The 14,261-nt window shown below is 40.1% G+C and carries 15 protein-coding genes; 1 reads left to right on the forward strand and 14 read right to left on the reverse strand.

What is annotated here, in order from left to right; translation table 11 throughout:
• Positions 1-16: 16 nt before the first annotated feature.
• The 14 genes from nuoF to GVK91_RS06865 all read right to left on the reverse strand — a co-directional run bounded on the left by nuoF (position 17) and on the right by GVK91_RS06865 (position 12,572).
• Positions 17-1,372 (reverse strand): NADH-quinone oxidoreductase subunit NuoF, encoded by a 1,356-nt coding sequence (nuoF, locus tag GVK91_RS06800; RefSeq protein ID WP_153844502.1) that lies wholly within the window; start codon positions 1,370-1,372, stop codon positions 17-19.
• A 1-nt stretch (position 1,373) separates the two neighbouring features.
• The gene (nuoE, locus tag GVK91_RS06805; protein WP_075990305.1) at positions 1,374-1,895 is read right to left on the reverse strand and encodes an NAD(P)H-dependent oxidoreductase subunit E; all 522 of its coding nucleotides are present in this window, start codon (positions 1,893-1,895) and stop codon (positions 1,374-1,376) included.
• Positions 1,888-3,123: an NADH-quinone oxidoreductase subunit D gene (locus GVK91_RS06810; RefSeq protein ID WP_182330600.1), complete on the reverse strand. Its 1,236-nt coding sequence runs from the start codon at positions 3,121-3,123 to the stop codon at positions 1,888-1,890. The genes nuoE and GVK91_RS06810 overlap by 8 nt, the downstream gene beginning before the upstream one ends.
• A 10-nt stretch (positions 3,124-3,133) precedes the next feature.
• Entirely contained in the window at positions 3,134-3,631 is a 498-nt protein-coding gene (locus tag GVK91_RS06815; protein WP_228280104.1) for an NADH-quinone oxidoreductase subunit C, read from the reverse strand.
• Positions 3,632-4,183, reverse strand: coding sequence for an NADH-quinone oxidoreductase subunit B (locus tag GVK91_RS06820; RefSeq protein ID WP_153844503.1), 552 nt, complete (start codon positions 4,181-4,183; stop codon positions 3,632-3,634).
• A 60-nt stretch (positions 4,184-4,243) separates the two neighbouring features.
• Positions 4,244-4,618 (reverse strand): NADH-quinone oxidoreductase subunit A, encoded by a 375-nt coding sequence (locus GVK91_RS06825; protein ID WP_088163316.1) that lies wholly within the window; start codon positions 4,616-4,618, stop codon positions 4,244-4,246.
• A gap of 119 nt (positions 4,619-4,737) precedes the next feature.
• Complete coding sequence (locus tag GVK91_RS06830; RefSeq protein WP_153844504.1) at positions 4,738-6,537, reverse strand: tetratricopeptide repeat protein; 1,800 nt, start codon at positions 6,535-6,537, stop codon at positions 4,738-4,740.
• 25 nt (positions 6,538-6,562) lie between these two features.
• A complete protein-coding gene (locus GVK91_RS06835; protein WP_227550073.1) occupies positions 6,563-7,489 on the reverse strand; it encodes a PstS family phosphate ABC transporter substrate-binding protein in 927 nt (308 codons plus the stop codon).
• Positions 7,490-7,819: 330 nt separating this feature from the next.
• Positions 7,820-8,704: an energy transducer TonB gene (locus GVK91_RS06840; RefSeq protein WP_159727574.1), complete on the reverse strand. Its 885-nt coding sequence runs from the start codon at positions 8,702-8,704 to the stop codon at positions 7,820-7,822.
• A gap of 31 nt (positions 8,705-8,735) precedes the next feature.
• Entirely contained in the window at positions 8,736-9,293 is a 558-nt protein-coding gene (locus tag GVK91_RS06845) for a biopolymer transporter ExbD (RefSeq protein WP_153844506.1), read from the reverse strand.
• A 24-nt stretch (positions 9,294-9,317) separates the two neighbouring features.
• Positions 9,318-9,980 (reverse strand): biopolymer transporter ExbD, encoded by a 663-nt coding sequence (locus tag GVK91_RS06850; protein ID WP_075990315.1) that lies wholly within the window; start codon positions 9,978-9,980, stop codon positions 9,318-9,320.
• A gap of 101 nt (positions 9,981-10,081) precedes the next feature.
• A complete protein-coding gene (locus GVK91_RS06855) occupies positions 10,082-10,906 on the reverse strand; it encodes a MotA/TolQ/ExbB proton channel family protein (protein ID WP_120335215.1) in 825 nt (274 codons plus the stop codon).
• A gap of 432 nt (positions 10,907-11,338) precedes the next feature.
• Positions 11,339-11,689: a translation initiation factor gene (locus tag GVK91_RS06860; protein ID WP_153844507.1), complete on the reverse strand. Its 351-nt coding sequence runs from the start codon at positions 11,687-11,689 to the stop codon at positions 11,339-11,341.
• A 4-nt stretch (positions 11,690-11,693) separates the two neighbouring features.
• On the reverse strand, positions 11,694-12,572 hold the full coding sequence (locus tag GVK91_RS06865) for a diacylglycerol kinase family protein (RefSeq protein WP_153844508.1): 879 nt from the start codon (positions 12,570-12,572) through the stop codon (positions 11,694-11,696).
• A 304-nt stretch (positions 12,573-12,876) separates the two neighbouring features.
• Here GVK91_RS06865 and metK point away from each other — a divergent pair, with 304 nt between their 5' ends.
• Positions 12,877-14,130, forward strand: a complete 1,254-nt coding sequence (gene metK, locus GVK91_RS06870) for a methionine adenosyltransferase (RefSeq protein WP_120335217.1) — start codon at positions 12,877-12,879, stop codon at positions 14,128-14,130.
• Positions 14,131-14,261 lie beyond the last annotated feature (131 nt).

Below are 14,261 nucleotides of genomic sequence, written 5' to 3' on the forward strand. Positions count from 1 at the left end.
ATCGTTACAGCTTCTATTATGATACTATTGGTTGTAAAGGATCAGCATAATGTGCCAGTCCATAATTTCTTGTTTGTGACTCTTCCGGATGCAGGATATGCCATTCAAATTCATCCCTAAAGTGTCGTATTGCAGCTGCCACAGGCCATGCCGCAGCATCCCCCAATGGGCAAATCGTATTCCCTTCTATTTTTCGTTGAACGTCCCACAGTAAATCAATATCTTCCATAGCACCATGACCGCTCTCGATCTTATGCAGTACCTTCTCCATCCAACCCGTTCCTTCACGACAAGGCGAGCATTGACCACAGCTTTCATGATGGTAGAATCGCGCAAAGTTCCAGGTATTACGCACCACGCACTGATCCTCATCAAATACGATGAAACCACCTGATCCAAGCATTGTACCAGTTTGGAAGCCACCATCAGCCAATGACTCATAAGTCATCAATCGGCTATTTCCAGCAGCAGTTTTCAAGATTAGATTAGCCGGTAAAATAGGCACCGAAGAACCTCCGGCTACGACAGCCTTCATTCGTTTCCCATTGGCAATACCACCACAATATTCGTCCGAGTAAATAAATTCTTCAACGGGCAGACCGAGTTCGATCTCATAGACCCCTGGTTTTACAATATTTCCGCTAGCGGAAATTAATTTTGTTCCGGTACTACGCTCTACACCGATCTTAGCATACTCTTCACCACCCAAATTAATAATGGGAACTGTCGTTGCAATAGACTCCACATTATTCACCACTGTTGGGCAGTTATATAAACCCGCTATCGCTGGAAAAGGGGGTTTAATACGTGGGTTACCTCGTTTACCTTCTAAGGACTCTAATAAAGCCGTTTCCTCACCGCATATATACGCTCCGCCTCCCGGTTGAACATAGATCTCTAGATCATACCCCGAACCCAAAATATTTTTACCCAAAAACCCTTTTTCCTTGGCTTCAGCAATAGCACGCTCCAGAATTCTGATCTGTGGCATCATCTCTCCACGCACATAGATATAAGACGTGTGAGCCCCCAAAGCGAAGCTGGATACAATCATTCCCTCAATAAGTGCATGCGGAATATGTGTCATTAGATAACGGTCTTTGAATGTCCCTGGTTCAGACTCGTCGGCATTACAGACCAAATAGCGCGGCACCCCCTCAGGTTTGGCCAAAAAGGACCATTTCATCCCCGTAGGAAAACCGGCTCCGCCACGGCCACGTAATCCAGACTTCTTAACCTCTTCGACAACATCCTCAGGAGACATTGTCTTTAATACTTTTTCAACAGCAACATAACCACCTTTTTGTCGATAGACCTCAAAGGTATTGATGCCAGGAACATCGATATGAGTCAACAAAAGTTTACGTGCCATATTATTCTGTTTTAGCTTTTAAATTATCAATCAATTCGTCGACTTTATCTTCTGTCAGATTCTCATAGAATGTATATTCAGGACCGATCTGTAAGACTGGTCCAAAACCACAGGCAGCCAAACATTCTACACCACGCCAAGAGAAAAGCCCATCGCTTGTGACCTGCCCTTCCTTTACACCGAGCTTTTGTTCTAAATGCCCCATGATACGCTCTGCACCGACCAAACAACAGGGGCCGGTACGACAAATCTCCAGTACATATTTTCCTTTAGGTTGCAACAGGAACATGGTATAGAAGGTTGCCACCTCATATACCTCAATCGGTAATATATTCAGGTAAACAGCAACCTTATCCATCGCATCTGCGCTGACCCAGCCGTATTCCGCCTGAACCAAATGTAAAATGGGCAATAAGCCTGATTTCTGCTTTCCTTCGGGGTAACGGCTTACCACTTCTCCAAACTTGGCTAACAATTCTGGAGAAAACGTTACATTTTCATTATGTTGTTTTACACTAAGCATCTAATTCTCCAGCTATAACGTTAAGACTACTCATATTTATAATGGCATCTGAAATCAGCATTCCTGCACTCATTGGTGCAAACATCTGATAATTGACAAAAGAAGGTCTCCTAAAGTGAAGACGATAAGGTGACCGTCCACCATCGTGAATCAAATAAAAACCAAGTTCGCCATTTGCACCTTCGACCGCATGATAGACTTCTGCTTTTGGTGTGTCCACCTCACCCATGACGATTTTAAAATGGTAAATTAGAGCCTCCATATTGGTATACACCTGTTCTTTCGGAGGTAAATAGAAATCAGGCACCTCCGCATGGAAGACGCCTTTAGGTTCTTTCTCAATTTTCTCTAATGCCTGTTCAATAATCCGAAGTGATTGCCACATTTCGGCATTCCGAACCATGAAACGATCGTATACATCACCTGTCGTGCCAACAGGTACATCGAAATCAAATTCTTCATACGAGCAATAAGGATTCTGTACACGCACATCGTAATCTACACCTGTCGCCCGTAAAATAGGGCCAGACCAGCTATAATCCAGGGCATCTTCTGCTGTTACAGCAGCAACACCCGACGTTCTTTCTATAAAAATGCGGTTACGAACAAACAACTCTTCAAACTCTTGCAATACCGGAGGATAGCGTTTCAGAAATTCACGTATTTTCTCAAAGGCTATAGCATTGAAATCACGCTCGAAGCCTCCAATACGACCAATATTCGTTGTCAGACGAGCGCCACAGATTTCTTCAAAGATTTCATAGATAAACTCGCGTTCCTGCATCACATACAAAAAGCCCGAAAAAGCACCCGTATCTACCCCCAAAATACCATTACAAATAATATGATCCGCAATACGGGCAAGCTCCATGACGATAACACGCATGTACTGCACCCGCTTAGGAATCTCTATCTTGAGTAGTTTTTCAACGGTCATATGCCAGCCCATATTATTGATTGGAGACGAGCAATAATTTAGACGATCAGTCAAAGGCGTTATTTGATAAAAAGGTCGATGTTCAGCAATTTTTTCAAATGCGCGGTGAATATAACCGATCGTGGACACGCCACTCACAATACGCTCGCCATCGATTTGTACCACGTTCTGAAATACGCCATGCGTAGCGGGGTGCGTGGGACCAATATTTAGGGTAATCAACTCGTCTTGCGGATCGTTGTCTTCGAAGACTGGCTGATTAGATGTTATCTTGCTTATAAATTCGCTCATATCGTATAAATTAACGGCCGAAATACAAATCTTTCTTATCTACGCGATTTGGATCCTCTAAAGGATATTCCTTACGCATTGGAAACACCTCCATATCATCTACATTCAGAATCCTTCTCAAATCGGGATGCCCTATAAAATTGACACCAAAAAAATCAAAAGTCTCACGTTCCATCCAGTTCGCACCTTTCCAAACAACGGTTGCCGTTGGAATTTCAGGATTCGGTCCATGCAAAAAGACCTTTATCCGAATTCGAATATTATGAACGAGACTATGGATATGATAGACGACAGCAAATTCCTTTTCTAAATGCGGATAATGCACCGCCGTAATATCGGTCAGATGGATAAACTGCAACTCCTTATTCGATTTCAAGAAACGAAGTACTTCGATCACATTTTCCGTATCCACGACAATCGTCAATACATTGTGTGCATCTTGAATTTCGTTAATCTGTGCCGGAAAATTTCCTTGGAGCTTATCCAATAAAAAACTGTTTTCCATCATCTATTTATTTATATGTATTCCGTACTTTTCAAGCAGCGCTTTGTATTCGGGTGTATTTCTCCGGTTCAATGATTCATTCTTTACAATATCCTGTAGACGCAACACGCCATCCAAAATTGCTTCTGGACGGGGAGGACAACCAGGTACGTACACATCAACCGGTATGATTTCGTCTATTCCTTGTAAGACAGAATACGTATCGAAAATACCACCACTAGATGCACAGGCCCCAACAGCAATTACCCAGCGCGGCTCAGCCATTTGCACATACACCTGCTTTAACACCGGAGCCATTTTCTTAGCAATGGTACCCATCACCAATAGCATATCGGCCTGACGCGGTGAAAAACTAGGGCGCTCGGCACCGAATCTAGCCAAATCGTAAGTAGAGCCCATCGTTGCCATAAACTCGATACCACAGCAGGATGTGGCGAACGGCAAAGGCCATAACGAGTTGGCTCGGGCTAAGCCAATGGCCTTGTCCAAACTTGTCGCAAAAAAACCTGCGCCTTCTACTCCCGGAGGAGCTTCTGCCAATTTTATATCACTCATGAAAAATCGATTTATAGGTTTAAGTATTGCTGGCCCAACGGCCAACCATCACGGGAATATCTAATCCCAACTCAATGCTTTTTTCTTGATCACATAGATAAAGCCCAACAAGAGCAGTCCCATGAAAATAAACATCTCGATCAAGCCCTGTAGTCCCATTTCCCGAAAGTTGACTGCCCATGGATACATGAAAATGACTTCAACATCAAATATGACAAACAGAATAGCGACCAAGAAATATTTTATGGAGAAAGGCTGCCTGGCATTTCCGACAACTTCAATTCCCGACTCAAAAGCCCCAAGCTTGTTTTCTGTACGGACTTTCGGTCCGATAAGATGTGTAATAATTATGGTACCTACTCCAAATCCTACAGCTACTAAAAGCTGTATAAATATAGGCAAGTAGTCTATCGGCATACTATTGGCTTGCTCCATCTCAATTAAAATTTATATTGGTAACTGTCTTTAAATATAGAGATTCCAAGGTAAAAAACAAAACAAAAAAGGCGTAGATATTACTATCTACGCCTAATTTAGAATGATTTTACTTAAGCTTATTTCAATGCACCTAGGTACCCTTTAACAGCTTCATTCGTTGGATCAATTGCCAATACTTTTTGGAAGCTTTCCTTCGCTTTAGGAAGATCTTGCTTCACATAATAGTAGAGACCGATATACGTGTTTGCATCGATCAAATAATTCTTATTCTTCTCTTGTGCCCCACGTTGATTGATAGCTTCGATCAATTTTTGGAACGGCGCCACGAAATCACCTTTAGGTTGCTCCAAGTTGTCCGCGGTTAAGGCAGCAAAAGCTTTATAATAAAGTGCATTGATCAAATATTTATCTTGTGCTTCTTTATTGTCTGTTGTTTCAATAACAGATAAGAAAGTCTGTGCTTTTAGCAAATCGGCAATTGCTTTGTCTCTCAATTCTTGATTAACTACCACTTGTTCCTCATTCTTGCTACCAGCATCTTCTTTAGCTCCGATTTGGTAATAGGCTTCTCCAGCATAGTAGTTTGCATCAAACAAATACGTCTTATTGTCTTTATAAGAAGCTACCAATTCAAATAACGAGGCTGCTGTCTGCAATTCTTGCTCTTGGTATTTAGCAAATGCCAACTCAGCTGTTTCTCCCAACAATTCTTTGTCTAAATCAATTGCTTTCTTAATATCGGCAATACCCTTTTGAATATTCGCTGTATTCTCTGCTGTCAATACCGGAGCCGCAGTAGCCGTACTATCCGCACCAGCAGCTGCTGGTTTTGGGCTATTTGCAGCAATCTCAGACATACCTAGATACATATAATCCAATGGAATTACACGATCTTTTTCCATTTTGCTAAACATCTGGTTTAAGTACTCCAGTGCTTTCGGATAATCCTTTGCTTTTTGGAAAGCGATATAACCCAAATAACGATAGATTTTTGGATCTACAGAAGGGTTTTTAGCTAATTCCTCAGAAACTACCTTCAAATCGTCATATTGACGCGCGTAAACCAAGAAATCGGCGTAACGGATTTTAGCTTCCAATGAATTATCACCCGCAACTTCAAGATATTTCTTGTATTGTTCAACACCTTTCTTATTTAACTCGACATATTTCTCGTCAGAAGTACCCGGTAATCTAGACCATTGATTGTATGTTTCAGCCAATTCACGGTAAGTCGGCGCGTATGCCGGAGTTTCCGCCGCAATAGCTTCCAATTGTGTGATAGCCTCATCAAATGCTTGCGCGCCACGTACGATCACAGCCTGTCCAACTTTCGCTTGTACTGAATTTGGATCGATATCAGTCGCTTCACCATAGCTTGTATAGGCTAATGAACCTTCTTTTAAACCACGGTATGCATCACCTAATGCGATAGGAACTGCAACATCTTTTTTGTTTTTTTCTTTCGCTTGCGTTAGGTATTCCAAAGCTTTCGCATAATCGGGCTCAGGCGTTTTTATATATGCACGACCGATTTCCAATAATGGTTCATAATCTTTTTTACCTAATTTTGCGGTTGCCAAAGCGAACTTAGATTCAGCGCTCGCTTTATCCTTTTTCATTAAGTCAACATAGCCCAAACCTACATTATTGATTGTAGCCTTTGGATCAGCAGCCAAACCTTGGTTGAAAATCGCAGCGGCAGAATCCGCTCTGTCGTTTACCAAATAAATTTGACCCAAATAGAAATAATTATCTCCATTCTTAGGTTGCTTAGTCACTAACTGTTGAAGGATAGTTTTCGCTTTACCATAATTCTCAGCCTCGATGGCTGCTCTAGCATCTTTCAAACTTTGTGCACTTACTGTGCCCACAGATCCCGCCAATAAAAGACTAAATAATAATTTACTGTTTGTCATAATCTATTTTTGTACTATTTATTATCTATTTAATATAACTTTCATCTCTAATAATGATCTCCCGTCCAGGCATTGTGGCAGGAACCAATCCAGCTTTCAATACAATACGTTGTCCACGATCTCCTGTCAAAAAGGCACTGAAGCCCAAACCTAAGCCCATATTCGGCTGATAGTTCATAATGTAGACAGGTCTTACAAAAGGATATAAGCCGTCGGCGATAGTCGATTGGGACGGTCGATAAAAACTGACCTTTTCTCCCTCCTTACCAACACTTTCGATGCTCAATGTACGAATTTTCTCCAATAAATTCGAATTTTTTTCTACTGCTTTTAAATACCAATTATAACCAATAACACCCACTGTATTCGCATTCTCGCTCACATATTTCATCACATCTTCACTATCTTTCAAAGCAGAAACAGCTTTCGGATCGATTTTGTTCAATTTAAAATAATCTTTCAAATAGCGCAGTGTGCTTGAATTGGCGTTGTCAAAGATCAATCGTTGTCCTGCTAAGTTACCTTCCAACAAAGACTTAACGTCCTTTTGAGGCATTATAGTATCTGCACTGTTACGATTATTGATCAATACAACTGCATCCGACGCCATTTGGAATATTTTAGGTTGAATACCTCGCTTTTTAAAGTAGCTATCTTCCTCATTTGTCAGCTTGCGCGTCAAAACAACCACATAGGCCGAATCGCCAAGCAATGCATTCACCGCTTTAATTTCAGGACGAGCGATAAGCTCCAAATTCGAGTTTGGATAAGAGCTCTCAAACACATCCGCAGATTCCTGGACAATAGGCAACAAAGTTTGATCCACAATAACAGGTAGCTTACCTGTTAAAATATCATCGCCCTCTTTCGCTTGCTTTGTTTTATTTTTACAGGAAACAAAAATGCCCATACAGATGCCAAGCATCACAAGAACCATTTTATATTTTCTCATATGATACATCATAAAATAAGACAGTTTAATTAAAAAATAGTTTAATTTTTGAAGAGAGAATTGGTTGTAGCCAAAAAGAAGAGGGCAGTTAATTAAAAATTATTTTGCCAAAGCCGTACAAACCGCATAAAAGAATACAGGATCAATACGACACCAAAGATTGTTTTGTAAGTTGGATTAATTTCAATGGGAAAATTATCCCAGAATATAATCAAAAGGCCCAAAACAAAATAAAAGCCAAACATAAATAGTCCCAAAATAGACAGAAACCGCTTCAGAGGCGATTTCTGTCTATAATTTGAACTATTATTCGAATTAAAATTTGTCATTCTAATTTTGAAGGTTCAATCGAATTGGTAAAGTGTACGCTACACGAACTGGACGGCCATTTTGAATACCAGGCTTCCATTTCTTCGCTTTCTTAAGCAACCTTACGGCTGCATCACCAGTACCATATTTCAAATCGCGTTTGATATTGATGTCTGTCAAGCTACCATCTTTTTCTACAACGAAGGATACCTCAACGACACCATTTACACCATTTTCAGTTGCAGCAGCTGGATATTCGTAGTTTGAACCAACCCAAGACATAAATGCAGCCATACCACCGATAGGCATTGGTTGAACCTCAATGGCATTAAATGGAAGAATTTCATCTCCATTACCATTTGGATCGCCTTTTGCAGCGCCAGTGATTGCACCATCTTGTTTCTTCGAACCAAATTCACCACGTGCAACAGAAGTACCAGTCGGGCTACCTTTCAAGGTAATACGTGCTGGCGTTTTATTTGGATCTTTCAACTCTTCCTGAGAAGCAACTTCTTCCACAACTTTGTTTGCAGGAGCTACTTTAGGTTCAGGGAAACGAACCAAATCTTCTTTCGGTACATCCATAGCCACTTGTTGAGGTTTTTCTTCCGGTTCTTGTGGAAGCGGCTCCTCTTCAGGCTCTGGTGGTTTGATTTCTTCAAGGTCTTCCAAAGTAACTTCAGTTACTGCTGGAGGTGCCTCAACGGCTTTCTTCGGGAACAGCTTACTTCCATAAACACTAAGGAAACTGGCTATGACTACAATGCCGATAACGACAAGAAGTCCCCTGTTAGTCGCTTTAGGCGCTAGCTTACGAAGCTCATAAGCTCCGTACTCCCTATTGCGGCCTTGAAAAACGACGTCAAGCCATTCTTTCTTAAAAATATCTAATTTTGACCCTATCATCTTATTTTAGTTTTTTGTGTCAATCTAATAACTAATCATTATAGATATTGTCACGTTTTAACACTTCCACTTCCTCTGGAGTAATCTTTCCGATCATATAGCGTTTTACGTCTACAATTTTCATCTCGTCAAGAATGTCAACAAGATTACGTTGTGTACATTTATCACTAGGTCTTATGATTACGATCATGTCTTTACCGCCTGAAACGCGAGGTATATATGCCTTTTTCTCCATTAAGACCTTACGAATCCCATCCGCACCATAACCGGCAACAGTAGGACCTTCGATCGGACGAGCAACTTGACCATACACCCAAGAGACTTTATTGTCAGAACCCAATAAAATTGTAAGTGAACGATTATCTGCTGTAAGCAATTCATCGCTTTGTTGCTCCTTAATTTTATTTTTGTCTGGCATAGCCACATCCATCGCTTGCGGTTTATTTAAGGACGTAGTCAACATGAAGAAGGTAATCAACAAGAATGCCAAATCCACCATCGCCGTAAGGTCGACCTTACCGCCATTCTTCTTGGATCTTACTTTCCCGCCTTTGCCTTTTTTACCACTATCCTGATTTAATTCTGCCATTGTTTGTTCTTATTAAATCGTCAATTATTTCTCCTCAGCACGCATGCCTGTTATGAAACTAAATTTGTTTTGCTTTTGATTGCGCAACGTTTCAATAACTAAATTAACCGAAGGATATTTTTCATTCGCATCTGCTTTGATAGCCATCTTTAAAGGTCCTGGATGCACGAAGTTTTTATCAGATGCCTCCTTTTCTTTATTTACTTCCTCAGCTGCAAGACGGGCATTTTGAACCCAGTAATACAACTCATTTGAAGTATTCTCTGTACTATCAACCGGGATACCAGTTTGCAGACCTTTTTCTGTACGCTTACTTCCATCCAAGGCCAATAATCCTTTCAATTTAGACATTGGTACACCAAAGTTTTCCATCAATTTGAAACGATCGTAATCTTCTTGTGAAAAGCCAACGCCATATTTTGCTGACATTCTTTCTAGTGCTTTTACGCGAACTTGTTGATCAGTCGTACCGAAGAAAACTTTACCTTGATCGCCTATTGTGATCATACCCACATTTGAATCAGGTAACTTATCTTTCGTAGTCGATGCTGGGGTATCCACCGTCAATGCTTCCGGTTGGCGCGCAGTCGCCGTTAAGACGAAGAACGTAAGCAGTAAGAACGATACGTCACACATCGCTGTCATGTCGATCGACGTACTGGCTCTTTTTACTTTTGCTTTACCCATTTTAAATTCTTCTTTTTAAATTAAAAACTCAATCTTCTATCCTATGATGCTTTTAATTTTTGATTTCCATAAAATAAAATCAAAAACTTTCATCATAGTTCTTATTTGTGGTTTGCAGCGTATGTTTGTACGATTGAGAAACCAGCTTCGTCGATAGAGTAAGTTAATTTATCGATTTTTGCAGTAAAGATGTTATACAATACGATAGCGAATGTTGAAGTCGCGATACCAGTTGCTGTATTGATCAAGGCCTCAGAGATACCGTTTGCCAATTTAGCTGAATCTGGAGCACCACCTGTTGCCAATGCCGAGAAGGCTTTGATCATACCTGTTACCGTACCCAATAGACCACATAATGTACCGATAGAAACTAATGTAGCGATAACGTTTAAGTTTTTCTCTAACATTGGCATTTCTAATGCTGTAGTTTCTTCGATTTCTTTTTGAATTGCAATAGCAGCTTTTTCAGTGTTTACTTCAGGATCTGCAGATACTGATTTGTATTTCAATAAACCAGCTTTTACAACATTTGCTACTGAACCTTTTTGTTTGTCACACTCAGCGATAGCTGAATCGATGTTTCCGCCATTGATTAACGTTTGGATCTTTCTAACGAAGTTCCCTACGTTACCTGTACCAGATGCTTTGTTGATAACGATAAAACGTTCTACGGAGAAAACCCATACCATTAAGAATAAACCAAGCAAAACAGGAACGATAGCACCAGCATGGTAAACCATTCCTAAATAGTTACCTGGATTTGGAGCATTTTCATTATTGTTGTCAACAAAGTTTGTAGGGTTACCCATTACAAATTTCCATAAACAGAAACCAACGATGAAACAGATGATGATTGCAGCTTGAGCGAAGAAAGATCCTCCGTTGTTGCTCTCTTGTTTTGCAGCAGTTTTAGGTGCGTTTGCCATTTTTCTAATTTTTAGTTTTTTACTGTTGTTTAAATATATAATGTTGTTTAAATTATATGCACTCTTATTCGCTTTTGAAACCAATTTTGCAAAGCAAATTTAATATTTAATGTCAAATTTAAAATATTCCTCTTAAATATATAAAAAAAATCAAATTTGTTTTTAAAACTGAATACACCATTAATCAGTGTTATTTTTCTCAGCAGTTCCCGTTATATAATCATTGTTAGTTTATGCTAAATCGCTTATTCGCAATAATTATTTTACAATGAAAGCCATTTTTTTTTTGATATGCAAAAAAATCAAGGATTTTAAACGACAAAAAGTAAGTGATTACTCATGTTTCTGAACAATCAGACATCCTACACCTAAAGCATACTTGCCTAATAGACAATTCATTAGATTTGCCACTATTATCCCTGATATACTTGTTCAACCACCAACTAATTTTACGCGATACCCCTCTTTAAGTAACAAATCATAGATCTTTTGTTTAAACTCTCCCTGAATGATAATCTCCCCGTCCTTCACTGTTCCGCCAACTCCACACTTCGTTTTCAACAATTTACCTAAATTCTCCAAGTCTTCCACTTTTCCAACAAACCCCGTAACCAACGTAACAACTTTCCCCTTCCGCATCTTCCGGTCAAGCTGTACTTTTAGGTTTTGCTGATTTACAGATAACGTATCAGCTTCCTGAAAAAAATCAGCCAGCTGATAGCTGAAGCTGTCATCTGTTGAATATACAACGCCCTCATAGGACTGTTTCTTATTTTTACTCATGATCTTAACAAATTATCTTTAACGCTTTTGGCATAATGGAAATATCCAATTTATCGCCAAGTTCGATCGGCTCCCCATCCACATGAACCGGTGAAACCTTATCAATCTCGATCTGTATGTTCTTTCCGGGAATGATCTCGACATAACTGGATTGATCTGCCGATTTATTAAAAAGATGGAAAATCATCTTTGGTAAAATGTAAAGCGGAAATTTGTGCACGATACAGACATCTAAAATGCCATCGTTAACCGAAGCCTGTGGCGCTATATAGGCATTATTTCCATATTGGGGAGAGTTCGCTACACTGATCATAAACGCTTGCCTTTCGTACATTTTTCCATCAATCGTCAATTTATAATGTGCAGGTTGGTATTTACTGAGCACATTAAAAACCGACTTCATATACCCCAAAGGTCCACGAATATTTTCATTGGCAAAATTTTCACTTACAGATGCATCAAATCCCAAACCCGCGATATTAAAAAAACGTCTATCATTAATTACACCACAATCCACCTCTATCGATTCAAAACGATTAATCCGACGGATCGCAGCAGCTTCATTCATTGGAACCCCCAAGTAGAGCGCCAAGCCGTTGCCAGAGCCTTCAGGAATAATCCCCAATGGAATTCCAGATCCTACCAAAGCGGACCCTAGCTCATTGATCGTCCCATCACCACCAACCGCTATGACTGCATCATAGCCTTCTTTGATCGCTTTCAGCCCAATTTCGTAAGCATGGTTCGGTCTCGCAGTCTGCTGGAAAGTAGGATCAAACTTCTGCAAATCAAGCACATCCAGCACTTGTTTTTTAAAGGAAGTTTTATTTTTCCCCCCTGAAATAGGATTAATAACAAACAGTATTTGTTTACGTTCTGACATATCCAAAGATAGCGGAAATTACCAATTTCTTAAAATAATGTAATCTTTATACTAATTAACGCACTTCCCTATGATTTTAAAAGTTAAAATATAAATTTGATTTTAAATAATCCTCAAAGTATTGTAGCTTTGTCGCACAAAAAATAGAATGTGGACTGATTTGCGTGCTGTTGCGTTACAAGGCAACGACAAGGAGATTGCAACCACAGTAAAAAAGTGCTAAAAACCCTTCGCTATCACGGCTCTTATCACTTTGCTGTTATTTCATTCTAGCGCAAATCCAATATTAAAAATTACGTAAAGCATGGCTTATTTATTTACGTCAGAATCTGTTTCTGAAGGGCATCCAGACAAAATTGCGGATCAAATTTCAGATGCATTAATAGACAATTTTTTAGCATGGGACGAGGATTCTCGCGTCGCTATTGAAACACTAGTAACCACAGGACAGGTTGTCCTTGCGGGGGAAGTTAAATCAAACATATACCTCGATGTTCAGAAAATAGCCCGTTCGGTGATCCAAAAGATTGGCTACACCAAATCTGAATACATGTTCGAGGCAAACTCCTGTGGCGTTCTTTCGGCGATTCACGAGCAGTCTGCTGATATCAACCAGGGTGTAGACCGCAAGACAAGACAAGAACAGGGTGCGGGCGACCAAGGAATCATGTTCGGTTATGCAAACAACGAGACTGAAAATTTTATGCCTCTGGCATTGGACCTATCGCATCGCTTACTTTATGAGTTGGCCGAGCTCCGCCGCGAAAATAACGAAATCCAGTATTTGCGCCCGGACGCAAAATCTCAGGTTACACTTGAGTATAGTGACGACCACAAACCAAAAAGAATTGAAGCAATCGTAATCTCTACACAACATGACGACTTCGATACGGAACAAGTTATGTTGGATAAAATTACACATGACATCAAAACGATCTTAATTCCACGTGTTAAAGCACAATTGAAACCAGAACTTCAGTTGTTATTTAACGATGAAATTAAGTTTCATATCAATCCAACGGGAAAATTTGTTATCGGTGGACCTCACGGAGATACAGGACTTACCGGTCGTAAGATCATTGTCGACACCTACGGCGGCCGAGGTGCACATGGTGGAGGGGCTTTCTCAGGAAAAGATCCATCTAAGGTAGACCGTTCAGCTGCATACGCAACGCGCCATATTGCCAAAAACTTAGTAGCAGCAGGTGTTGCAGATGAAATTCTGGTACAGATTTCCTATGCAATTGGTGTAAAAGATCCTATGGGAATTTATGTAAATACCTATGGAACGAGCAAAGTAAATTTGACCGATGGCCAGATTGCCGAAAAAATCGCACATTTATTTGATATGACTCCATACGGAATTGAAACGCGTCTGGGTCTGAGAAATCCAATTTATTCAGAAACGGCAGCCTATGGACACATGGGAAGAACACCAAGAAAAGTAACCAAGGAATTCGAAAGCTCAACCGGCGAGAAAAAGCAGATTGAGGTTGAACTTTTCACTTGGGAAAAACTGGATTATATCGATAAAGTGAAGGAAGAGTTTGGTTTATAAGAGCTAAACATCCATAAAGAGATAAAAGGGGGACATTATGTCTCCCTTTTTGTTTGCTGAAAACGTCTATTTTTCATTAATCACGAGAACCCTTCTCTCACGATCAGCGTCATTGGTGTTGGTGAATTCAC

Source organism: Sphingobacterium sp. 18053, assembly GCF_902706145.1.
GTDB lineage: Bacteria > Bacteroidota > Bacteroidia > Sphingobacteriales > Sphingobacteriaceae > Sphingobacterium > Sphingobacterium paramultivorum.